At 52.5% G+C, this 23,110-nt stretch carries 21 protein-coding genes; 10 read left to right on the top strand and 11 right to left on the bottom strand.

Going from position 1 to position 23,110, the window contains the following annotated elements:
* The first annotated feature begins 96 nt into the window (after positions 1-96).
* Complete coding sequence (gene pruA / locus CHH75_RS12020) at positions 97-1,644, top strand: L-glutamate gamma-semialdehyde dehydrogenase (RefSeq protein WP_095398255.1); 1,548 nt, start codon at positions 97-99, stop codon at positions 1,642-1,644.
* Between the two features lie 115 nt (positions 1,645-1,759).
* Here the strand turns inward: pruA and CHH75_RS12025 are convergent, their stop codons facing one another.
* The 8 genes from CHH75_RS12025 to CHH75_RS12060 all read right to left on the bottom strand — a co-directional run bounded on the left by CHH75_RS12025 (position 1,760) and on the right by CHH75_RS12060 (position 10,322).
* Positions 1,760-2,935, bottom strand: a complete 1,176-nt coding sequence (locus tag CHH75_RS12025) for an SGNH/GDSL hydrolase family protein (protein ID WP_255223022.1) — start codon at positions 2,933-2,935, stop codon at positions 1,760-1,762.
* A 27-nt stretch (positions 2,936-2,962) separates the two neighbouring features.
* Positions 2,963-3,334, bottom strand: coding sequence for a MerR family transcriptional regulator (locus CHH75_RS12030; protein WP_095398256.1), 372 nt, complete (start codon positions 3,332-3,334; stop codon positions 2,963-2,965).
* 74 nt (positions 3,335-3,408) lie between these two features.
* Positions 3,409-3,720: a thioredoxin gene (gene trxA / locus CHH75_RS12035; protein ID WP_095264332.1), complete on the bottom strand. Its 312-nt coding sequence runs from the start codon at positions 3,718-3,720 to the stop codon at positions 3,409-3,411.
* A gap of 366 nt (positions 3,721-4,086) precedes the next feature.
* Positions 4,087-4,923, bottom strand: coding sequence for a carbohydrate ABC transporter permease (locus tag CHH75_RS12040; protein WP_095264331.1), 837 nt, complete (start codon positions 4,921-4,923; stop codon positions 4,087-4,089).
* On the bottom strand, positions 4,923-5,795 hold the full coding sequence (locus CHH75_RS12045; RefSeq protein ID WP_095264330.1) for a carbohydrate ABC transporter permease: 873 nt from the start codon (positions 5,793-5,795) through the stop codon (positions 4,923-4,925). The genes CHH75_RS12040 and CHH75_RS12045 overlap by 1 nt, the downstream gene beginning before the upstream one ends.
* Before the next feature lie 233 nt (positions 5,796-6,028).
* On the bottom strand, positions 6,029-7,294 hold the full coding sequence (locus tag CHH75_RS12050) for an ABC transporter substrate-binding protein (RefSeq protein ID WP_095264329.1): 1,266 nt from the start codon (positions 7,292-7,294) through the stop codon (positions 6,029-6,031).
* A 198-nt stretch (positions 7,295-7,492) separates the two neighbouring features.
* The gene (locus CHH75_RS12055; RefSeq protein ID WP_095398257.1) at positions 7,493-8,452 is read right to left on the bottom strand and encodes a LacI family DNA-binding transcriptional regulator; all 960 of its coding nucleotides are present in this window, start codon (positions 8,450-8,452) and stop codon (positions 7,493-7,495) included.
* Between the two features lie 280 nt (positions 8,453-8,732).
* Complete coding sequence (locus CHH75_RS12060) at positions 8,733-10,322, bottom strand: glutathione ABC transporter substrate-binding protein (protein WP_255223023.1); 1,590 nt, start codon at positions 10,320-10,322, stop codon at positions 8,733-8,735.
* A gap of 254 nt (positions 10,323-10,576) precedes the next feature.
* Here CHH75_RS12060 and nikC point away from each other — a divergent pair, with 254 nt between their 5' ends.
* From nikC to CHH75_RS25285, 5 genes are all read left to right on the top strand, one after another.
* Positions 10,577-11,464, top strand: a complete 888-nt coding sequence (gene nikC, locus CHH75_RS12065; RefSeq protein ID WP_095264409.1) for a nickel transporter permease — start codon at positions 10,577-10,579, stop codon at positions 11,462-11,464.
* A gap of 18 nt (positions 11,465-11,482) precedes the next feature.
* Complete coding sequence (locus tag CHH75_RS12070) at positions 11,483-12,406, top strand: ABC transporter permease (RefSeq protein ID WP_095398259.1); 924 nt, start codon at positions 11,483-11,485, stop codon at positions 12,404-12,406.
* Between the two features lie 134 nt (positions 12,407-12,540).
* Complete coding sequence (locus CHH75_RS12075; protein ID WP_095398260.1) at positions 12,541-13,554, top strand: ABC transporter ATP-binding protein; 1,014 nt, start codon at positions 12,541-12,543, stop codon at positions 13,552-13,554.
* Entirely contained in the window at positions 13,551-14,552 is a 1,002-nt protein-coding gene (locus CHH75_RS12080; RefSeq protein ID WP_095398261.1) for an ABC transporter ATP-binding protein, read from the top strand. The genes CHH75_RS12075 and CHH75_RS12080 overlap by 4 nt, the downstream gene beginning before the upstream one ends.
* Positions 14,553-14,916: 364 nt before the next feature.
* Positions 14,917-15,465, top strand: coding sequence for an NUDIX hydrolase (locus tag CHH75_RS25285; RefSeq protein WP_244908113.1), 549 nt, complete (start codon positions 14,917-14,919; stop codon positions 15,463-15,465).
* A 58-nt stretch (positions 15,466-15,523) separates the two neighbouring features.
* Here CHH75_RS25285 and CHH75_RS12090 read toward each other — a convergent pair whose 3' ends face one another.
* From CHH75_RS12090 to CHH75_RS12105, 3 genes are all read right to left on the bottom strand, one after another.
* Positions 15,524-16,066, bottom strand: a complete 543-nt coding sequence (locus tag CHH75_RS12090; protein WP_095398262.1) for a hypothetical protein — start codon at positions 16,064-16,066, stop codon at positions 15,524-15,526.
* Positions 16,067-16,601: 535 nt separating this feature from the next.
* Positions 16,602-17,900, bottom strand: a complete 1,299-nt coding sequence (locus CHH75_RS12100) for an FtsW/RodA/SpoVE family cell cycle protein (protein ID WP_095398264.1) — start codon at positions 17,898-17,900, stop codon at positions 16,602-16,604.
* A gap of 7 nt (positions 17,901-17,907) precedes the next feature.
* On the bottom strand, positions 17,908-18,237 hold the full coding sequence (locus CHH75_RS12105; protein WP_095264320.1) for a PadR family transcriptional regulator: 330 nt from the start codon (positions 18,235-18,237) through the stop codon (positions 17,908-17,910).
* Between the two features lie 295 nt (positions 18,238-18,532).
* Here CHH75_RS12105 and CHH75_RS12110 point away from each other — a divergent pair, with 295 nt between their 5' ends.
* The 4 genes from CHH75_RS12110 to CHH75_RS12125 all read left to right on the top strand — a co-directional run bounded on the left by CHH75_RS12110 (position 18,533) and on the right by CHH75_RS12125 (position 23,085).
* On the top strand, positions 18,533-19,234 hold the full coding sequence (locus tag CHH75_RS12110; protein WP_095398265.1) for a dihydroorotate dehydrogenase electron transfer subunit: 702 nt from the start codon (positions 18,533-18,535) through the stop codon (positions 19,232-19,234).
* Positions 19,215-20,147, top strand: a complete 933-nt coding sequence (locus CHH75_RS12115; RefSeq protein WP_095398266.1) for a dihydroorotate dehydrogenase — start codon at positions 19,215-19,217, stop codon at positions 20,145-20,147. The genes CHH75_RS12110 and CHH75_RS12115 overlap by 20 nt, the downstream gene beginning before the upstream one ends.
* A gap of 120 nt (positions 20,148-20,267) precedes the next feature.
* The gene (locus tag CHH75_RS12120) at positions 20,268-21,197 is read left to right on the top strand and encodes an FMN-binding protein (RefSeq protein ID WP_095398267.1); all 930 of its coding nucleotides are present in this window, start codon (positions 20,268-20,270) and stop codon (positions 21,195-21,197) included.
* Positions 21,198-21,234: 37 nt separating this feature from the next.
* A complete protein-coding gene (locus CHH75_RS12125) occupies positions 21,235-23,085 on the top strand; it encodes an FAD-dependent oxidoreductase (RefSeq protein ID WP_095264316.1) in 1,851 nt (616 codons plus the stop codon).
* Positions 23,086-23,110: the final 25 nt, after the last annotated feature.

Genomic DNA, 23,110 nt, shown 5'->3' on the forward strand with positions numbered 1-23,110 from the left:
AAAAACCTCCCCCTTAACACATATGCAAAAATCATGTCGTCATGCAAGAAGACATACATATCAACATAGAGTAACTCTTATCAAGGAGGCCTCCTTATGCGATCAGCTTATCACAATGAACCGTTTCTCGATTTCAGCGACGATTCCGTCAACCAGCAGTACGATAGAGCACTGGCTCAAGCCGAGGCGAACCTGGGGCAGCATTATCCGCTCGTGATCGGCGGAGCCAAAATCCGTACAGAACGCTCCCACAGCTCGGTTAACCCAGCCCGCAAAAGGCAGGTCATCGGCACGGTGTCCCAGGCGGACACTGCATTGGCAGAGCAGGCGGTTCAAGCAGCGGCACTTGCTTTCGAATCCTGGAAGAATACCGATCCGAACGAAAGGGCCCGGTACTTGTACAAGGCCGCTGCCCTGATGCGTCGGCGTAAATTCGAATTCTCCGCCTTGCTGACACTCGAAGCCGGGAAGACGCGGGCTGAGGCCGATGCCGATACGGCAGAGGCAATTGATTTCATGGAATTTTATGCCCGGGAGATGCAGCGTCTCAGCGCCCCTCAGCCGTTGATACCGCATGACGAGGAGGAGAATCATCTCTACTACATCCCGCTCGGAGTCGGGATTGTGATTCCGCCCTGGAACTTCCCGCTCGCCATTATGGCAGGCATGACATCGGCCGCCCTCGTGTCCGGCAACACGGTCGTGCTGAAGCCGGCCAGCGCCACACCGGTCATCGCCGCCAAATTCGTCGAGCTGCTGGAAGAGGTCAGCCTGCCGCCGGGCGTAGTCAACTATGTGCCGGGGCCAGGGCACAAGATCGGCGATTTCCTGGTGGATCACCCGCTGACGCGGTTCATCAGCTTCACCGGCTCCCGTGATGTCGGGCTCCGCATCCAGGAGCGCGCAGCCAAGATCCAGCCGGGGCAACAATGGATCAAACGCGTTATTGCGGAAATGGGCGGCAAGGACGCCATTATTGTCGATGAGCACGCCGATCTTGAACTCGCCGCAGACGCGATTACCGCCTCCGCGTTCGGCTTCTCCGGACAGAAATGCTCGGCCTGCTCAAGAGCGATCGTGCATGAACAGGTCTATGCGTCAGTATTGCAAAAGGTCGTGGACCGATCCAAAAAGCTCGTCGTAGGCAATCCCGCCTATGCCAAAGTGCAGGTGGGGCCTGTTATCGATGAATCGGCGTATCGCAAAATCTTGGAATATGTGGAGATTGGAAAGCAGGAAGGCAAGCTGGTGCTGGGGGGATTCCCGGGGGACCCGGAGGGGTATTTCATTCAACCGACCATATTTGCCGATGTGGACCGCGCGGCTCGCATATCGCAGGAGGAAATCTTCGGCCCGGTTGTCGCCTTTACGAAGGCCGGCTCGTTCGAAGAAGCCCTGGCCATGGCCAATCAGACCGATTACGGTCTGACCGGCGCTGTCTTCTCCAACAACCGTGCACATCTGGAGCTGGCCAGGCAGCAGTTCCATGTCGGCAACCTTTATTTCAATCGTAAATGTACCGGAGCGCTCGTAGGCGTTCATCCGTTCGGCGGCTTCAACATGTCCGGAACGGATTCCAAGGCCGGAGGCCGGGATTATCTTCTGCTGTTCACGCAGGCGAAGCTCGTATCGGAGCGGTTCTAGCTTCCCGGCCTGCCTACCTGCTACTGTATCTGCGGCTGCAGCTGAAGCTGAAGCTGAAACCACAGCGGCTAACTTCAGCGGCAGCGGCAACTCCGACTGTGACTTCCCGCTTCGCTCATTGATAAGCAGCTGCGAACCATTTCAGGAACGCTTCCGCCACCACTGCGCCAGCGAGGCCGTTCGGGTGCGGATCATCCGCATTGCTCATATACTTCGGCTCAATCCGGTGTTCATCCGGGGCCGGGCAGGACAGCAGCTCGGCGATATCAAACACCGCATCCACCCCTTCAGGAGGACGGGTCCGAATCACCTCATTGACGGTGCGCCATACCTTTTCCCGATCCCCGGTAAAATTGAACGGAGGCACGGTGAAGAGAATGACCTGGACTGCCGACCCGGCATCCCTCTTCTTCTGCTTCAACCGCTTAACAATTGCGGTTAAATCACCCAGAAGCTCTTCGGAGCTTCTGGCTCCAATATCGATGTCGTTCACGCCGAGCGCCACAGCCACAATATCCCCCTCAGCCGCCTTCGCGAGCCAGGGGCCGTCAGCCGAGGCATCATACGCTCTGGCCCAGCCGGAACCAAGATTCCATACGCTGTAATCGGGCCCAAGGCCATCCGCGATGCGGGCCACCCAATACGTATAGCCATCCTTAGCCGTTCTGACACCTTGGGTAATGGAGTCCCCCAGGAAGACGATCCGCTGCTTCACCGGCTCGGCCTGCGGCTTGGCATATCCTATAAAGGCAGGCATGACCAAGCGATTCGCCGCCGGGATGAACTTATCGTGAGGCCCGTCCTTTGCCTGATTCCCCTCAGCCTCATACGCTGATACGAGCAGTCCTTCGGTATTGTATGGCACCGATGCACCCGAAGAAGATGTTGTAATGGTCCAAGTAAAGGCCAGATCATGCCCCTCGGGCAGTTCGATCTGCACCGGGTCACTCCAGAACGTCTCGCTTGGCGCGACCTCCTTGTCCGGCTGCCCGTCAAACATAACCTGAACGCTGGTCCCTGGTACAACCTGCCCATTACGATCTGTGCCGCCATCCGCGACATAAGCTGCTTCAATGCGCCAGGAGCCGCCCGGCATACTCCCTTTGGCGACCGCGCCGACATCCCATGTGGAATCGACAGCATTGCTGTGCCACAGCCTCAGCTCAAGCGGCCCCGATTCACACGGTTTGATATAGGTGCGATAGGTCCGGGTGCTTGTTTCTTCCTCCATCAAAATATAGTTCGTTGCCGTTGAAACTGCACTTATCGATGCATAGTTACCTCTCACCATGTCTCACCTTCAACCTTAGGATAAATGTTAGTGCTGTTCCGCCAGTCCCCCGTTTTCCTCCAGAATGGAATGCACCCGCTCTTCCAGATTCGATTTAATCATCGTCAGCAGCTGAATCTGCTCATTCAGCTCGGCAATTTTCAATTTGTACATCGGAAGGATCTCGCGACAGAACGATTCCTTGTTCTGGAGGACGCAATGGAGAAAACCGGCAATTTGCTCGGTAGTGAAGCCAAGGCCCAGATATAGACGAATCGTCTTCACCTGCTCGACGGCAAACGGACTGTACTCTCGATACCCGTTATCCAGGCGTACGGGCGTGATGAGCTTCTGCTGCTCATAATAACGCAGGGAACGAATGCTCACACCCGTCTTACGGGATAATTCGCCGATTTTCATACCGATCACCTCCTGTGGATGTCTGGCCTAACTCTCATTGTAGATCAAACCGGCAACATTGTGTTCCATTTTCGTCACATCTGCTTCGATAAAAGCCCCTTCAGCGCCTCTTTGGGGCGGAAGCCCACCACTTTATCTACCGCCTCGCCATTCTTGAACACGATGAGTGTCGGGATGCTCATGACGCCGAAGCGGCTTGCTGTTTCCGGATTGTCATCGACGTCCACTTTCACGATTTTCAGATCGGGCATCTCCTGATCCAGTTCGTCTAATATCGGGGCTATCAACTTGCAAGGAGGACACCATGTCGCCCAAAAGTCTACAAGCACGGTTCCTTTCTCTATTTCACGGTCAAAGCTCGCATCAGTAACATTCACAATAGCCATTGTTAGTACACCCGCCTTATCTTTTTTTCTGTCATGCCTATCCATGACGGTGATCCCACTATAACACCTGACATCGGTGTCAGGGTCAAGTGCATTCTATGCTTACCGGTTGCTTGCTTACCGGACGCTTTGCACCGTTATCCCCTTCGGTCAGGTGGCACAGAAACAGCAACTTCGGCATTTCACATACTCTTCCCATCGCCCCTCCCTCGTCCCTCAACTTCCTGAGTAAAAGGGATATTCATGAAAAAGAAAAAAATAGGAATACCGTTCCAGACAACCGACACCCCATAATAAAAAAGCCTGCCCCTTCATCAAGAAGGAGCAGGCTGCATAGCATGTTGACTGCCCACCACACCATCCGGATTACTTCACCGCACCCGCGGCGATCCCTTTGATGATGTACTTTTGAGCGAACATGTAGAAGATGACAACCGGGATAATCGTCAGCGTCAATCCCGCCATCGCTTGGTTCCACACAATCGTGAACTGTCCGAAGAAGTAGAACGTGGAGAGCGGAATCGTCCGCAGTCCGACGTCGGACAAGGTCAGGGACGGCAGCAGGTAGTCGTTCCACAATGCGATCACGTTCAGGATAGCTACGGTCACCGTGATGTTTTTCAACAATGGGAACACGATTCGCCAGAACACGCCGAACTTGGAGCAGCCATCGAGCGTTGCCGCCTCTTCCAGCGCGACCGGCACGGACTTGATAAATCCATGGTACAGGAACACCGCCATACTGGATGAGAATCCGACGTTCATGTAGATCAGACCTTCATGCGTATTCAGCATCGGAATGTGCAGCGTGCTGCGAATCCAGTCCATCACCTGCATCAGCGGCATCATCAGCGTCTGGAACGGAATGAGCATCGTTGCCACGAAAGTGAAGAAGATGATCTTGCTCAGCTTGTTGTCTGTTCTGACGAGCATCCATGCGGTCATGGAGGCCAGGATGATCACGATAATAACCGAGGTAATCGTGACGTACAGCGAGTTGCCAAGCGCCGTGAAGAAGTTCATTCTCTCCATCGCCGACCGGTAATACTCAAAGCTGAAGGACGATGGCAGCGCCAGTACGTTCTCATACAGCTCCGCGCGGTTCTTGAACGAGTTGATTACCATAATGAAGATCGGGGACAAGAATACCAGCGAAAAGAGTAACAGCAGAATATCAAGTGCCCACTTGCCTGTTTTCTTCATTACATCTGCACCTCTCTTCTCTTCGTCACGATCACTTGGGTTAATGTCAGTCCGGCTACAATCAGGAAGAAGATAATCGCTTTAGCCTGACCGAGTCCGTAGTTTCCGTAAGCAAAAATTTCATTAAAGATGTTCATCGCAAACATCTCGGTCGCATTGTTCGGTCCGCCCTTGGTCAAGGACAGGTTCACATCGTAAATTTTGAATGCTCCGGACAGCGTCAGGAACAAACAGATCGTAAAGGAAGGCATCAAGAGCGGGAATACGATCTTCCGCAAGCGCTGACCCATGTTCGCGCCATCCACCTTGGCGGCCTCCATCAATTCATCCGGAATCCCTTGAATACCGGCAATGTAGATAATCATCGTATAACCGGCAAGCTGCCAAGCAAAAACAACGACGAGCGCATACAGCGCAAACTGCGGATGCAGCAGCCAGTTGAAGAAGATGCCTCCCCAGCCTGTCATTTCACCCATATTTCTGAACGCATCTGTAAAAATAAACTGCCAGATGTAACCGAGAATCAGACCGCCGATCAGGTTCGGCATGAAGAACATCGTGCGCGCGGCATTGCGGCTCCGAAGCTTCGTCGTCACCAGAAGGGCAAAAGCCAGCCCGAGCACGTTCACCAATATCAAAGCCAGCAGCGTAAACTGTACCGTATGCCATGCCGACATCAAAAACCGTGTATCTTGAAACAGCTGGACGTAGTTATCCAGGCCAACAAATACCTTCGGATTCGCCGGGATGCCATCCCAATTCACGAAGGAATATATAATACCGATAATGAACGGTATAATGACCACGGTTGAAAAAATAAACAGTAGCGGTACTGTAAATAGGGCGAACCAAGCTTTGTCTTTTCTATGCATAACCCATACCTTCCTTCTCGCTAAGTTCGTTTTAAATACAATCAAGCCTCGAGTTTCGGACCAAGGAGCAGTTCCCCTATCCTTCCCTTACAAGAACAAGGGCATCAAACCTTGATTGCATTTAAAAAGCTCTGATTTGTGTGTTTCAGACTTAGAAAAAAAAGCAAAAGCCTAACGCTCCACCTAACAAGCGAGGTTAGGCTTTTGTCTTTTTATAAAGGGTGTTACGTTACTTAGCTTGCTGCTCTCGCCCACACTTCATCCAGCTTTTGCAGATATTGCTCACCGGAAATGCTGCTATCCATGAAGAACTCCTGTGTTGCCGGAGCCAGGTCATTGGTGATGATACCAGCCGGGAAGTAGTTCAGCGCCCAAGGAATCGTTTGTCCGCTGGAGGTTGCTTCATGCACCGCTTCGGACAGCGGATCCAGGTTGCCTGCTTCAATGTTGGTCAACGCCGGGATGAATTTGAAATCGTCTACAATCGCTTTTTTACCGGTTTCACTTGTGAACAGCCAGTTTAGGAAAGCCTTTGCAGCTTTGGCTTCTTCAGCATCAGCCTGGTTGTTAACAACCCAGTAACTTGCTACGCCAACCGCAATCTTGTCGTTTCCGGCCAGCGGGAACGGCATCATGCCAACATTGGAACCGAAGTCTTCAAAGTCTTCAAGCATGGTGAAGCTCCAGTTACCTTGGTGAACCATCGCTGTTCTTCCTGTAGCAAAGTCACCCATTTGAGTGTCATATTTGATTTCCATCGGGTTGGTAGCATGTGCGCGGATCGCTTCCATGAATTTTGCCCATTCCTGGAATTCCGGCGTGTCTGCCATCTTCACTTCGCCTTTGTTCAGCTGATCGATAAACTCAAGCGGCTCCTGTTGAAGCGCAAACGGCGTATTCAGGATGTGCCCAATCAGGAAGTAGGCTTCTTGGGACAAGCTCAGTCCGTTCTTGCCTTCAGCTTTCATCTGCTCCAGGAACTTCGTGAAGGAATCCAGGTCCGTAATATCCGAAGGATTCACCAGCTCATTATTGTATACAAGACCGAAGCCTTCTACACCGTAAGGAATGCCGACAATTTTATCCTCGTCTTTAAGTTCCATATCCGGCGCGATGTTCTGTACGAACTCTTCATCGCTCAAATCGGTCAGATACGATTTCAGTCTCTCCGCCTCAGGGCCCTGAGCTACGCTGAAAATGGTAGGACCTTGGTTACTGCCCAGTCTTGCGACCAGCTGCTGCATGTAAGCGTCACCCGCAGCTCCCCAAACCTCCACTTCATTGCCTGTCTCTTGCTGATATGTCTTTGCCAATTGCTCCAGAGGCTCCGTAATTTCTACTTTAGATTGGAAGATCGTAATCTTCTTAAGCTTCTCACCGTCCGTGTTACCCCCGCCATTCGCAGCTCCCGTATCATTCTGAGGTGAACCGCAGGCCGCCAACGTTGCCACTAAAGCTGTAGCTGTCAATAAGCTCAGCATCTTCTTTACTTTCTTCAACTTGTATGCCTCCCCCTATGGTCGTTTTTTTTAGTAAAACAGTTTAGTAAAACGTTTACATAACAATCATATGGTCATTTTATCTCAATGTCAATAAAAATGTACCCGTTTTCATAAAAAATTAATTAACCGTAAGTAAAATTATACGATTTTTTTACTAAAAACACCACCTTTTTTTACAAAAAATTTGAAGCACTGTTATTTCACACTTTTTCTCCACTGAATGGTGGCATTAAGCTTGAACGGCTCTTTCCTCGCCGTCCCCTTGATCATCTCGAGCAGCTCCTTGGCTGCTAAATACCCGCTTTCATATCGTGGAATGGATATTGTAGTCAGGCCGGCCATAGCCGCCGCATCCGAATTGTCGAAGCCGGTGATCGATATATCCTCTGGTACCCGAATTCCATGCTCTTCAAACGCCTTGATCGCGCCCAGCGCCATATTGTCATTAGCACATACAAGCACATCTGGAAGGGTGTTGCCAAGCACCAAAATTTTGGCTGCCTGGTACCCGCTGTTCTCGCTGTAATCGCCATGGAAATAGTTCCGGCTGTCAAATTCAATCCCGTTCTTCTTCAGCGTATCGATGAATCCCGAGTACCGCTCCTTATGGTCAAGCGTATACTCCAGGCCTCCGATAAACCCGAAGCGTTTGAAGCCTTTGTCTACCAATGCCTGCACCATCTCACACATCACCGGGTAATTGTCAACGATGACACTTTTAGTATTAGCGAAATCATTGTCAATGATGCGGTCCATGAGCACAATCGGAAACTGCGGCGTTGCGACCGAGATCAAATCCTCGTCTGTCATATGCCGATCCAGGCTTATGGTACCGCTTGCAAATTTGCTCCGCATAAAATTCGCACTTGATTTGTTCGTGCAAATGATCAGATCATACCCATTCTCATTCAGACAGTGGCTGATTCCCTTAATAATTTTCAAATAATAATCGCGGTCAAAGTCACTGAACACAAATATAATGGTGTTGCTTTTATCGGATTTTGATGATTTGCTCGCGAAATACCCTTGCTCTGAGCAGATTTGCAGCACACGCTCTCTCGTTTCCCGGCCTACGTTCTTCCGCCCGTTAAGCACATTCGATACGGTAGACACCGAAACGTCAGCAAGTCTGGCAATTTCCTTTAAATTCGCCATACACGCGATCCTCCCTCACTCGTGTTAGTAAATTCAATATAACATTTTTAATAAAATTTACAAACTGTATCTGTCACCCAGTTGAAGTGAAATAGAGGAAATTCATGGTGGTTATTGGGATTGGAGGATGATTTTTTTGGGGCCACAATAAAAAAAGACGGCGCAGGATTCGCTCCTGTACGCCGCCATCTGCCGTTGTCACAACGCGTTATCACAAGCTATAGCCTGCCAGCCTTCCCTTCACATGATGAATCATTCAGCAGGTGAATCTCCTTTCACGTCAAGGCTGAATGGAAACGTCATGCAGCATCATGATGCCGTTCGGATGTCTCCAGAAGCCCTCGACCTTGCTGCTGACACCATTCAAGTACTCCTGGTGATGGATGTACAGCATCGGAGCAATATCAACCAGCTTCTCCTGTGCCTCTTTATATAGAGCCTTCCGTTTCTCCGGGTCGCTCTCTCGCCGGCCCTCCTCAAGCAGCTGATCCAGCTCGCTGTCCTGGGTAAAGGTCCGGTTGCCCGGTTCGCCAACATTCACGGAGTGGAACACCTGGTACAACCCGTAATCAGCATCAGCCGTAACGGTCGACCATCCGAGCACAAACATATCATGCTGCCCTTCGGCCGTTTGGGACAAGTATGCGGTCCATTCCACCACCTCGATTTTCACATCGACGTTAATCTCCTTCAATTTCGACTGTACGTATTCGGCCACTTTCACGCGGTCTGGATTGTCATTGGTCCACAATGTGGTGGAGAATCCCTGCTCATACCCCGCTTCGGCCAACAGCTGTTTGGCCTGCTCGATATTGTAGCTGATCGGCTGAACCGAAGGGTCATAACCGAACACATCGGGAGCTAAAGGACCGACTGCCGGAATTCCCGTCCCCTCAAAAACACCCTCGATAATCTCATCTTTGTTGATCGCCATGGACAGCGCCTGCCGCACCCGCTTATCATCAAACGGCTTCTTATCCATGTTGAATCCGATGTAGGACAGGCTAAGCGAAGGCTGGCGGTTCAGCTCAAGGCCGTCGATGCTTTCAATGCGGCTGATGCTGCTTGGCGACACCGGATCAATGATGTGTGCATAGCCGGTCTCCAGCTCGGCAATCCGCGTGCCTTCCTCCGTGACCACCTTAAAGATCACGCGTTCGACCTTCGCTTTAGCTCCCCAATAATCAGGATTGGCCACCAGTCTCACTTCCTGACCCGGATCCCAGCTTTCCAGTTTGAATATGCCGGTGCCGACCGGATTCTGAGCGAGATATGCGCCTGCCTTCTCACCCGCTTCTACCAGCTCATAGTCCTTCTTGATGGCCTCCGCGCTGACCATCCCGACACCGGAGTGTGCCAGATGGGCAAGCAGCGGCGAATAAGGATATTCCGTTGTCAGCTGTATAGTATCATTGTCAACCACCTTGATCTCACTGATCATATCGACGAGTGAAGCCCGCGGCGAAGCGGCCTTCGGATCCAGCAACCGATCCAGATTCGCCTTGACGACCTCGGCATTAAATGCCGAGCCGTCCGTAAAGGTAATGCCCTGCTTCAGCTTGAACTCCCAGGTCAAGTCATCAATCTGGTTCCAGCTCTCCGCCAGGCCAGGCTGTATGTTCAAGTCTTTGTCGTGCACCACCAGCGTGTCATAGATATGCGTTGTCATCACACTTGTCTGCTGGTCGGTCGACATATGAGGATCCATGGACGGCGGGTCCGACAGCCATGCGATCACAAGCTCCTGCGGCCCTTCCTGGGCACCTTCTCCAGGCTCAACCGTACCTGTATCAGCAGGCGGAGGACTTGTGCTTGGCGGCTCCGAATTCCCTCCCGAGCCCGCGCAAGCCGACAACAACAATGCAAGCATCACGAGGATGTATGAAAGACTCTTCCATCTGTTTGTAATCATCATGTTAAGTTACTCCCCTCTTCCTTCGAAAATTGGAAAATATTTTACCCACAGTAAACATATATTTTACTATTTGATATTTATACCTAATAGAGATCAGATTCCCGCATCCTCATTTACGCTATCCTCTCTTCTCTAACACCATGGGCGAGACTTACGGCAAGAAATCTAACATTATTCAAGCAAAAGAAAGGATGATTCTCGTGATCAACATGCCTGCTGAAACCGGAACCTTAAAGGATGGAACACCTGAATCCCGCACAGGGCCCTGGCGCTCCCTGTGGCAGCGCATGAGAACCAACAGGTCGGTGCTGATCGGCGGCGGCTTTCTGCTGCTGTTGATCCTTGTTGCGGTGTTCGGCCCGCTGCTCACGCATTACGATCCCTCGAAGGTGGACTATTCTACGAAATTTCTCAAGCCTTCGGCTGCGCACTGGTTCGGGACGGACCACAATGGAAGAGATATTTTCACCAGGGTGATCCACGGGATGCGGCTAACCTTGTCCGTCGGGTTCATCTCCGTCATGATCGGAGCCGCCTTCGGCATCGTTCTTGGCATTATATCCGGCTATTATGGCGGAAAATGGGACACGATCATCATGCGAATCACTGACGTGATGCTGGCATTCCCGGGGATTCTGCTGGCACTGGCCATCGTCAGCGCGTTAGGCAAAAGCTTGTTCAACGTCATTATCGCCGTCAGTATTTTCTCGGTCCCCACGTTTGCCCGAATCGTTCGGGGCTCCACGCTGGCTGTTCGCAAACTGGAATATATTGATGCCATGCGCACGCTCGGCGCCAGTGACAGCCGGATTATATTCCGGCACATCCTGCCCAACATCACCTCCCCTATTATCGTACAGGCTACGCTGCGGATTGCCGTCGCGATCCTGACGGCCAGCGGCCTCTCCTTCCTCGGGCTTGGCGCACAGCCGCCAACGCCGGAATGGGGAGCCATGCTCAACGACGGCCGGAGCTACATTACCGAGCACCCGCATGTGGCGCTGTTCCCAGGACTGTCGATCGTTATCGTGGTCATCGCCTTCAATCTGCTGGGGGACGGATTGCGCGATGCCCTCGACCCGAAGCTGAAAAAATAACGAAAGGAGCTGCGGTCCATGCTCATCTATACGATACGACGGTTGCTGCAGACGATCCCGGTTATCATTGGCGTTACCATCATCGTCTTCCTCCTGATGCATCTCATTCCGGGGGACGCCGCCCAGGCCATCATCGGAGAGGGGGCTCCGCGAGAGCAGGTAGAGCAAATTCGGGAGAAGCTCGGGCTTAATGACCCGCTCCCCGTTCAGTACTGGAACTATGTCAGCGATCTGCTGCGCGGCGATCTCGGCGATTCTATACGCAGCAATAGGCCAATTGCAGACGAAATCTTCAAAAGCCGCTTCTGGATTACCGTAGAGCTGGCAGTGTACAGTACGATCCTTGCGGTTTTCCTCGGCATTACCGCCGGCATCATCTCTGCGGTCAAAAAAAGCACCCCGGCGGATATCGGAGTCATGATTGTTGCGCTGTTCGGCTTGTCGATGCCAAACTTCTGGCTTGGGCTGATGCTCATTCAGTATTTTGCCGTCGATCTCGGGTGGTTCCGCCCATCGGGCTGGGGAGACTGGTCGCAGACCGTGCTGCCTGTCGTTACGCTTGGCACCGGAGGCGCAGCGATTATCGCCCGGATGACCCGCTCCAGCATGCTGGAGGTGATCAGCCAGGACTATATTCGCACAGCCAGAGCGAAGGGCGTCCGCGAGCGAATCATCATCTACAGACACGCGCTGAAAAACGCCATGATCCCTGTGATTACCGTGATCGGACTGGAGTTTGGCGGCCTGCTTGGAGGGGCCGTGCTGACTGAAACGGTATTTGCCGTCAACGGGCTCGGGCGGTATGTCATCGACGCCATCCGAGCGCGGGACTTTCCGGTTGTCCAGGCCACCGTGCTTGTGATGTCCCTCATGTTCGTGCTTGTCAACCTGCTCGTGGACATATCCTACCGGTACTTCAATAAACGGATTGATTTTGATTGACTGTCCCAAGCGCGGACGTGCATCGAACGTTTCTCGTCAGCTAACCGGAACTTTACCTGCCGAATTGGCAGGATCATGCAGCGTGTGCAACTCCAAATCAGGCCATCCGTCAGATGAAAGGAGCGAAGTATACGATGAAGGAGTCCTCCAACGTACTGGAAATTAATAATCTGCAAACCTCTTTTTTCACCAAACAAGGAGAAGTAAAAGCTGTGGACGACGTCAGCCTTAAGGTTCGCAAAGGCAAGACGCTCGGCATCGTCGGGGAATCGGGCTCGGGCAAGAGCATCCTGTCCCTGTCGATTTTGCGGCTTATTTTCAAGCCCGGCCAAATTGTCAGCGGTGAAATTATCTATAATGGCGAGAACCTGCTGGATAAACCCGAGCGGTATATGCGAGGCTTGCGCGGCAATCAAATCTCAATGATTTTCCAGGAACCGATGACGTCGCTCAACCCCGTCTTCACGATTGGGGAGCAGATTGCTGAAGCCTATCGGATTCACGAGGGTCTTGGCTCAAAAGAAGCGCTCCGAAGAACCGTGGACATGCTGCGGCTTGTCGGCATTCCTTCTCCGGAGAAACGCGCACGGCAATACCCGTTCCAGCTGTCCGGGGGAATGCGGCAGCGGGTCATGATTGCCATGGCGCTGGCCTGCAATCCCGATCTGCTGATTGCCGATGAGCCGACAACGGCACTGGATGTGACCATCCAGGCCCAAATTCTGGAGCTGATGAAGGAGCTGCAGCAGAAGCTGCATATGTCCATCATCATGATTACACATGACCTGGGGATCGTGGCCGAAACCTGCGATGATGTTGCGGTCATGTACTGCGGCAAGATCGTGGAGTACGCCGATGTCCGGACGCTGTTCCGGCAGCCGAAGCATCCCTATACCATCGGGCTGCTTAACTCCCTTCCCCGGCATGACATCGACCAAGAGGAGCTCGAGCCGATCACCGGCTCGGTGCCCAGCCCTTTTGAGGAGCGGGCAGGCTGCAGCTTCGCCCCCCGCTGTCCTCATGCCGCGCAGCAATGCTACGAGAAGCTGCCGGATCTGAAGATGCTCGATTCAGGGCAGCAGCAGGTCCGATGCTGGATGTACACAGACCAGTGGGAATCCGGGACGGAGGTGCATGGGGAATCATGAAGAACGAGCTGCTCGTCGTGAGGCATTTAAAGCAATATTTTCCGATCAAGGGCGGGATCCTTGGAAGAACGGTCAACGTGGTGAAGGCGGTTGATGATATTACATTCTCCATATATGAAGGTGAGACGGTCAGCATTGTCGGGGAATCCGGCTGCGGCAAATCAACGACCGGGCGAGCCATTCTGCGCCTGGATGAGCCGACTTCCGGCGAGGTGCTGTTCGATGGCGTCAATCTGCTGTCACTCAGCAAAGGACAGATGAACCGGAGGCGCAAAGAGCTGCAGATGATTTTCCAGGACCCCTACGCTTCTCTCAATCCACGGAAGACGGCGGCACAAACGCTCGAGGAGGCGATGGAAATCCAGAACATCGTGCCGAGGAAGGAGCGGCGGGCCAGAGCGATTGAGCTGCTGGAGACCGTCGGCTTGTCCGCGTACCAGGCTGACCGCTATCCCCATGAATTCAGCGGCGGCCAGCGACAGCGGATCGGCATCGCCCGCGCCCTGTCCGTCAATCCGAGGCTGATTATCAGCGATGAGGCCGTGTCTGCACTCGACGTATCCATTCAAGCCCAGGTGCTGAACCTGATGAAGTCGCTGCAGAAGGAGTTCAAGCTGACGTATCTGTTCATTTCCCATGACCTCGGGGTTGTCCGCCACATCTCCGATCGCATCGTTGTCATGTACCTCGGCACCATCGTGGAGATTGCGGATAAGCACTCCCTGTTCCGGCAGCCCCTGCATCCGTATACGCAGGCGCTGCTGTCCGCCATTCCGAGACCGGACCCTGAACATAAAAAAGAGCGGATCATCCTGAAGGGGGATGTCCCCTCCCCGATTGATCCGCCGTCCGGCTGCCGTTTCCACACGCGCTGCATGTATGCCACCGTCCGCTGCCAGAGCGAGGTGCCCGTGCTCCGCGAAATTGATCCGGGCAGCGGCCACCAGGCGGCATGCCATTATGCCGAGGATATTATGACGGGAGCCAAAGGTTCATAACTCGATAACCCGCCCGCCCAGTGGACCGTAGTCGATCACGAATGTCCGGGGCCGCGGCGGCACTGACCATGGAAGAACTCCTTGATGAGATTGCGTTCGCAATCGAGAGCAAGGGGATAACAACGAGATAACAACCAGATAGCAATGGGCCTCATGACATCCAGCATCCAATGAAGATATAAAGACCTGCCTGAATATCGGGCAGGTCTTTATATCTTGTAATGCTCATGTCCATATAACCATTATGTGTAATCTATGTGGCTATATCTGTAAAGTGTGACTCTTATATTGAGATAAGAAAATCCGATAGTTATACTACTTGAAACATAGCTATGCATCACAATCAACGAAAGGAAGTTGCAATTTGAAAATCAAACTTGACATTAGTAATGCGCGTTATGATGAAATCAAATCTGCACTCGAAGAACGAGGAATTGAAATAGATGATACAGCCGACTTGGTATTAAGTGAAACCAACAGCTTCATTGATAATCTGATTGTGAGAGAAAAAGGAACGAACGCACGGATCATTCTATCTGTGGAGGATATTGATGTAGCTTTGGAAGATTTAATAGCATTAGGTGTTATCCATTATTGTGTTGTGAAGGACAACTTTATTGATAATGAATATGCCAACGTATTTCTATATAAGAGCAATAATACCTTTGATGATTTTACACTTCAGGAAGAGGAAGTAGCCGGGATCGCTAGGGCAAAATTCAAAGATTTTACTGACCTATGGTTTGGTGCTAAAAAAGAAATTGAAATCAGTGGCTTCGAAATAGATAAGGATGGAAAAAGGGTTGTTTTCAAAGAACATGTGAGTAGAGATAAATTCGTACCGCATCAAATCGCATTTTATAAAGAGGTCATCCTAAAAATCCAGCAAGAGATTCATCCTCACTTTGTATAGCCGCATTTCCTGTCGCCTTGCTCGGCGATTCATTGGCATAGTTCGGGCTGGCACCACGCTACCGCTTCGAATGATCAGCTGTAGAAGGTGCGTTTCCATCGATTGGCATTAGGCTATGAACGGCCTCTGTTTCTTTAGGGGAAAGCCGAGCCCCCTCTAGAAGCTTGCTTTCGTACTTGGCAAGTTCATCGTTCTTAGCATAATTCTCATACAGATCCATGAACTTCACGAATGCTACGATTTTATCCATATCCTCCTCAAGGAATAGGTCGAAGGCTGTTCCCAGCGACATGACATATCGTTGATAATCGGCATTGTCAAAATCGGTGGCAAGCTTTTCTCCCGTATCAAGCAAATACTGCCGAGCAACAAGCTCAATCGCTTCCTGGTGTTCTATGAACCCCCTTGTCCTAGCTTCTTCAGGACTTCCGGATGGCGTTTCATAGTATCGAATGTCCGAAGCACGGAGTCCATTGCTATTGCTGGACGCCTTCTCTGTTCCTGGCGGCTGTTCTTCTCGCTTGGCTTGCACGCTTCCCAATAGGGTTAAACATAGTGCAGCTATACCGACAATGAACCAGCTCTTATTGAACTTCACCATGCGTTCGCCTCCATTCTACACAGATTTCTTGGAACTGTTACCGCGCCTAATTTTAATGTTACATACGTGAATGTACGCTGAAAAGTTGCGGTAGGTTGTCATAATTCCCCTGCAGTGAAACCGCTACGTTGTGAATGGAGTATTATAATTAAGGAAACGAACAAGAAGGATGAGATACGAATGGCAAGGATATTAAAAGAATCCGCGATTATGGCGGGTGTAATCTTTATGTTTAATTTGATCATTAAACTGGTTATTAACCCCGATCGTATCGTGAGAACATTCGATCGGGGAGTTGGAATGGGACTAGGTGTTTTTTTCACCTCGTTTGTGTTGCTCTTCCTCGTGATATGTATAATCCTTACGATTAGCAGATGGATTGCTAGACGGAAAAGCACATAGGCTCTGAATCTGCCGCTAGCGTGCATAGTAAGACAGATGAATCGCTCCTTGTGAATTTGATTCTACGATTTTGCGGGCGCCTCTGATCGGTACGGATCTATGGTACCGGCAGAGGCGGTGTGCCATGCTATGATTAAACGACCCTGGCGGGAAGCATATTTTTACGTCGATACATCGATACAAGCAGCCCTAGCAGCGCTAAATCCAGTACCTGATTCGCACCGCTGAAAGACAGGAATGGCAGGTCCAGTCCAAGAGCGGGAACGAGCCCCAGCCCCATCAGGATCGGCCAGATCAGACGAATGCCCAGCACATAGATTACGACGGCAGCAAGATGATGAGCATACGATTCCTTCAGCGACACCGCGATCCTCCACATCCTTGCAAGAAACAATCCGACCAGCATCATAAGCATCATTCCGAAGCTCCACCCGAAGCAGTAAATGAGGTACACGAACGCGGAATCATTAAGAATATCCGGAAGAGCCGCATTAGGCTCAGCAAAACCATGCCCGAACCACCCGGCCGTTCGAACAGCTTCAGCCGACACTTTCGTGAAATACCCGTCCAAGCTGTCCGGATACAGGAATCCGCTCAGCCTTTTCAAGATATAATCTCCGTTGATCCAGAATGCTATAGCGCCAGCAGCGACAACTGGCATGGACGCAATCGCCAATATGCGCCCAGATCTTGTCATTATCCAGGTTAAGAGAAGAAAACCAAGCACATACAAGACCGCAAATGCATAGGAGCCCCCAAGGCAAAAAAGTACAGCTGGCAGAGCCCCTCGATACATACCGTGCAGTACACTCTTAATGATTCCTTGATTATGTTCAAGGGACATCCTGGCTAGCGCAATCAACAGCACTGGAAGAGCTACCATATGATAATTTATAGAAACCGGTCCAAAGTTCACGTACAAACCGCTACCGTTCACTGTAGTCCCTCCGGTGATTCCAATCCATGCCATTATACTTAACGTCACTAGAAACAGCGTGCTGGAGTATTTTCTCAGCCGCTGGTAGTCTGCAAAACAGAGCATAACAAAGACCATAAAGCCTAGCCCAAGGTATACAGCCTTATATGCGTATATTCCGCTGTACATATGCTCACTGTAACTTGCGTTGATACTCGCAAATACTCCCAGCAGCGCAAACAGCATAACCAGAATGATCAGTTTCCAGTCTGTCACCGGCCTGTGAGCCGCATGAAAATGACGGCCAATTCCCTCCGGTTCCCCCATCTGCCTTACAGCTTCCCCGATTGCCTCTTCTTCTGTACTCCCCGCCGAAATCAGCGCCTCTGCACGCTCTTCAATATGCCCAAGCAGTTCTTCCCGGATGTCGTCATGCATGGAGTTAGCTCCCACCTGTCTGCACACCCGCTCCAGAAAGCCGCGGACGACCGCATAATCTTCGATTCTACGTCTCATCTTTCCGCTAGCTCCCTTCCCCAATAACGGAATCGACGGCCGTTCGAAAACGAACCCACTCCTTGGTCTTCTCCTCAAGCATGCTTCTTCCCCGATCCGTAATGCGATAGTATTTCCGCTTCCGGCCGTCATGCTGACGCCAGTACGATTCCAGCATCTCTTCCGCCTCAAGTGTATGTAAGATCGGATATAACGTCCCTTCCTTCATTAGGAACACACCGTCCGAGCTTAGCTCGATTTCCCTGATTAGCTCGTATCCGTACATCTCCTTCTTGCTGAGCACTTTCAACAGAAGGATGACCGTACTCCCCTTTAACAGTTCCTTGTTGATTGACATCCCATCTTCACTCCAATACCTCGTAATCCTATACATCGGAAATCTATGTATAGGATACACCAATATATACCATATCACAAGCACCCAACCACCTTATTCCGAACACACTCATAAGCGATACATCCCCTGAGGCATTCTTGGGTCATCTACCCTCGATCTGCCCCTCCTCTGCTTTACTTTCTACCTCTCCCGTTAAATATGAGAAAGTTCACAGGTCGAAACAATCGCCTATGATACGGTATCAAAGAACCGCGAACGACAACCACGAACTGCCTTATTGAAAGGAGGACCGCCTGTGGCAAAAGTACTAAGCAACATGCCCCTGGCCCCCGGCATTTATCTGCTAACCGTCGAAGGAACCTACCGCGCCCGAATGGGGCAATTCTATATGCTTCGCTGCTGGGATAGCTATCCCGTGCTATCGCGTCCTATCAGCGTGCACGACATCAGCCCGGAGTCGATATCCTTTCTGTACCGGGCTGGGGGGATCGGTACGCATCTGCTGGCGAAGCTTCAGCCCGGCGATTCGCTGCAGCTTGAAGGGCCAATGGGCCGGGGCTTCCCGGAGCCTGAAGGCCGGACGGCAATCGTAGGCGGGGGAATGGGCACCGCCCCCATGCTGCTGGCTGCCAGGCAGCTGCCGGAGGCGCAGGTTTTTCTCGGCTTCAAGGACGCGCCCTTCGGCGTATCCCGCTTCCAGGACATTCACTCGAATGTCACCGTCGTCAGCGGCGGGATGATCGCAGATCATATCGACCCCGCCTGCTATGATACGATCCTTGCCTGCGGCCCGGTGCCCATGATGGAGGCGCTTGCCTACAAAGCCGAAGGCAGCTCAGCCAAGCTATACGTTTCGGTGGAGAAGCGCATGGGCTGCGGCATCGGCGCCTGTAACAGCTGCGCGGTGACCATAAACGGCACGGTGCGCAAGGTGTGTACCGACGGGCCGGCATTTCCCGCAAAGGAGGTGAATTGGATTGATCTCCTTAGCCTGTGAGCTGGCCGGAGTCCGCTTCGCCAACCCGATCTGGGCCGCGTCAGGCACGTTCGGATTTGGCAGACCCTATGCCGACCTGTATCCGCTTCGTAAACTGGGCGCCATCGTCTCGAAAGGATTGACCGTCCGTCCCCGCACCGGGAACAGCGGCACCCGCCTGTACGAGACGCCATCCGGCATTATGAACAGCATCGGGCTGGAGAACCCGGGCATTCGCGCTTTTCTAGAGCGGGAATTGCCCGAGATGACCACTTACGGCACTGCCGTTATCGTAAACCTGGGGGGCAGCTCTATCCCGGAATATGTCGAAGGGGCCCGGCTTCTGGACGACTACTGCCAGTGGCTGCAAGCTTCCGGCCAGAAAGCAGTAGATATGCTTGAGTTGAACATTTCATGCCCGAACGTCAAGGAGGGCGGCCTGGCCTTTGGCCTCGACACAGAGCAAGCGCGCAAGCTTGTGAAGGTAGTAAGGCAAGCGACCTCCCTCCCCTTGATCATCAAGCTGGCGCCGGGCGCGCGGGATTTAACAGAGATGGCCCGCATGTGCGAATACGAAGGCGCGGACGGCGTCTCCCTGATCAATACAATCCAGGCGATGGCGATCGATATTCGCCAGCGGCGCAGCGTATTCGACCGGGCGTACGCCGGGTTATCAGGGCCAGCGATCAAACCGATCGCGCTGCGTATGGTCCATCAGGTGGCGCGGGCCGTATCGATTCCCGTGGTTGGAGTCGGCGGCATCAGCAGCGCATCCGATATTGTGGAATTCGTAATGGCCGGGGCAACGGCCGTGCAGATCGGAACTTACAATATGATGAATTTACGGGCCGGCGATACCTTGGCCGAACAGTTAATCGACCTGATGAACGAGGAAGGCATTCAGTCGCTGGAGGAAATCCGAGGAATCATTTAGCTAGATGTGATTTTTTTCACGGATATTCCCTTATTTTCGTCATAAAATGAGGTCAGAATCATTGTTTTGTGAACTTATTCACAATAACTGGACAAATGTCACTTAGGAGGTAACACAGAAATGAAAAAAACATTATCTCTAACCCTTTCCGTGCTGTTCATGCTTGCGATCCTCGCAGGCTGCGGCGGCGGAAGCAGCGAGGAGCCGGCGGCCCCGGACACCGCTGCAGAGAACCCGGCGGCAAATGACACCAACCAGGAGCCGGCAAGCGAGGATCCAGCACCGAGCGACAGTACCGGCAGCCTTCAGGATGGACTCTACTATGCTGAAGGGGAGTTCGATGAGAAGTCCGGCTGGAAAGAGATCGTTGCTCTGAAAGTGGAAGGCGGCAACATTGTGAGCGCCAACTGGAACGGCCTGCACAAAGACGGCGGATTGGACAAAAAGACCTCCTCCGAAAAAGGCATCTACGGCATGAAGGAGAAATCCGGCGCACAAGCTGAATGGCACGAGCAAGCCATCAAGATGGAGGAATACCTCGTAGCTAATCAGTCCGTGAACAGCCTGGTACTGAACGATGAGGGACGTACCGATGCCGTATCCGGCGTATCGATCCACATCGACGGCTTCACCGAGCTTGTTGATAAGGCGCTTGCCGCAGGGCCTGTGGAAGCTGGTCCATACAAAGACGGCACTTACTATGCCGAGGCCGACGATTTCGACGCTAAATCCGGCTGGAAGGAAACCGTCACCGTGACCGTCATCAACGGCAAAATTACCGCAGTGAGCTGGAATGGCCTCCATAAGGACGGCGGCACTGACAAGGTGACCCGTTCGAAAGACGGCGAGTATGGCATGAAAGCGGCAGGCGCCCAGGCTGAATGGCATGAACAGGCGTATCAAGCCGAACAGTACCTCATTGAGAAACAAGATCCACAGGCGATCGTGTACAACGAGGAAGACGGCAAAACCGACGCCATCTCCGGCGTATCCATCCATGTTGACGGATTCGTGGAACTGGCAGCCAAAGCGCTTGAAGGAGCCAAATAACGAAACAGGACTATATCATCCTTGAGGGGAGATTCGCATGAAACAGATCATCGTGCTGGGCGGCGGATACGGCGGCGTGCTCACGGCCAAGAAGCTGGCTAAACAGCTGCGCAAACAAAAGGATATACGGATCACGCTGATTGATCGCCGTCCCTACCACACCCTGCTGACCGAGCTGCATGAGGTGGCGGCCAACCGGGTCGAGGAAGACTCGATCAAGGTCGACTTGAAAAAAATATTCGCCGGCTTCCGCAATGTGGATGTGGTGCTGGACGAGATCGGCAGCATCGACTTTGAAAGCCAGACGCTTGTAGGGGACAAACGCAATTATAACTATGACTATCTCGTCATCGGCACAGGCAGCAAGCCGACCTTCTTCGGAATACCGGGCGCGGATCAGTATGCCTTCACCCTCTGGTCCTATGATGACGCCGTCCGGCTGAAAGAGCATGTTCTGAACATGTTCCGTCAGGCCGCGCTCGAGCGCAATGAGCAGGTCCGTCGGGAAATGCTTACCTTTGTTGTCGTGGGCGGAGGCTTCACCGGCGTGGAAATGATTGGTGAGCTTGCCGAGTTCACAGAGGAGCTGTGCCGGGAATTCCACATTGAGCCGGACGAAGTCAAACTGCACGTGGCCGACATGGTGGACAAAATATTGCCGATTCTGCCAGAGCCGCTCATCCGCAAGGCTGAGAAACGGCTGCGCAAGATGAATGTCAACATCATCACCGGCTCCCGGATCACGGAAGTGAAGCCGGATGGCGTCACCGTTGGCGACAGCGATATCCGCTCGCGCACAGTGATCTGGACGGCAGGTGTTGAAGGCTCGGACGTCGTAGGCAGCATGGACGTGGAGCAGAAGGGCAGAAAACGGATTTTGACCAATGACAAGCTGCAAATCCCGGCGCATCCCAACGTATATGTGGTAGGGGACAACATCTTCTACATTCCGGAAGGGGCAGCTGCACCGGTTCCTCAGATGGTCGAGAATGCGGAGCTTGCAGCACCCGTCATCGCCTACAATATTACGGCCGAACTGCTCAACAAACCGCAAAAATCTTACAAACCGACGTTCCACGGCACGATGGTCTGTATCGGCAGCCGTTACGGGGTTGCCAATGTCGGTCTGCCCGGCAAAATGATGCGGCTAAGTGGGTTCCCCGCCATGGCGGTCAAGCATCTGATCAATATGGTGTACCTGTTCCAGGTATGCGGATTCAACAAGGTATATCACTATCTGCTGCACGAGTTTTTCCACGTCAAGAACAATCGCAGCTTCCTGGGCGGCCATTTCGCCAAGCGATCGCCAAATTTCTGGCTCGTTCCGCTCCGCATTTTTGCAGGGTGGATGTGGTTCGCGCAGGGCTGGGACAAAATTCATAAAATCATGAAGGACCCCGGCCATATTTTCCTTATTCCCGCCAAGTCCATGGATGGAGTCAGCGCAGCTTCGGCTGCCGGAGGCGACGCTGTCACAGCCGCTTCCTCCTACACCCAGGACGCTGTAACCGCGCTGCCGGTCCCTGATTTTCTGAAATCGATTGTTGACTGGTCCATGGATTTGATGTTCTATACAGGCGACGGCGGCTACACGTCCCTTGCCTATGTGTTCCAGACTTCCATGGTGCTCGCTGAACTGGTCGTCGGCGTACTGCTGATCGTCGGACTGTTCACGGCGCCAGCCGCCATAGCCAGTGTGGCCATGGGCGTCATGGTATGGGTGTCCGGCATGGCACCTAACGAAATGCTGTGGTATCTGGCTGGCGGCGTCGCGCTCATCGGCGGCTCCGGAAGCACCTTCGGCCTTGACTACTACGTTTATCCGCGCCTGAAGAAGCTGTGGAGACGCATTCCGTGGGTCAAACGCTGGTACTTGTACACCGATTAATGCGTGTGCATCCGTTTCATCAGGA

The organism is Paenibacillus sp. 7541, from assembly GCF_002276395.1.
In the GTDB taxonomy this organism is placed as follows: Bacteria; Bacillota; Bacilli; order Paenibacillales; family Paenibacillaceae; genus Paenibacillus_AQ; species Paenibacillus_AQ campinasensis.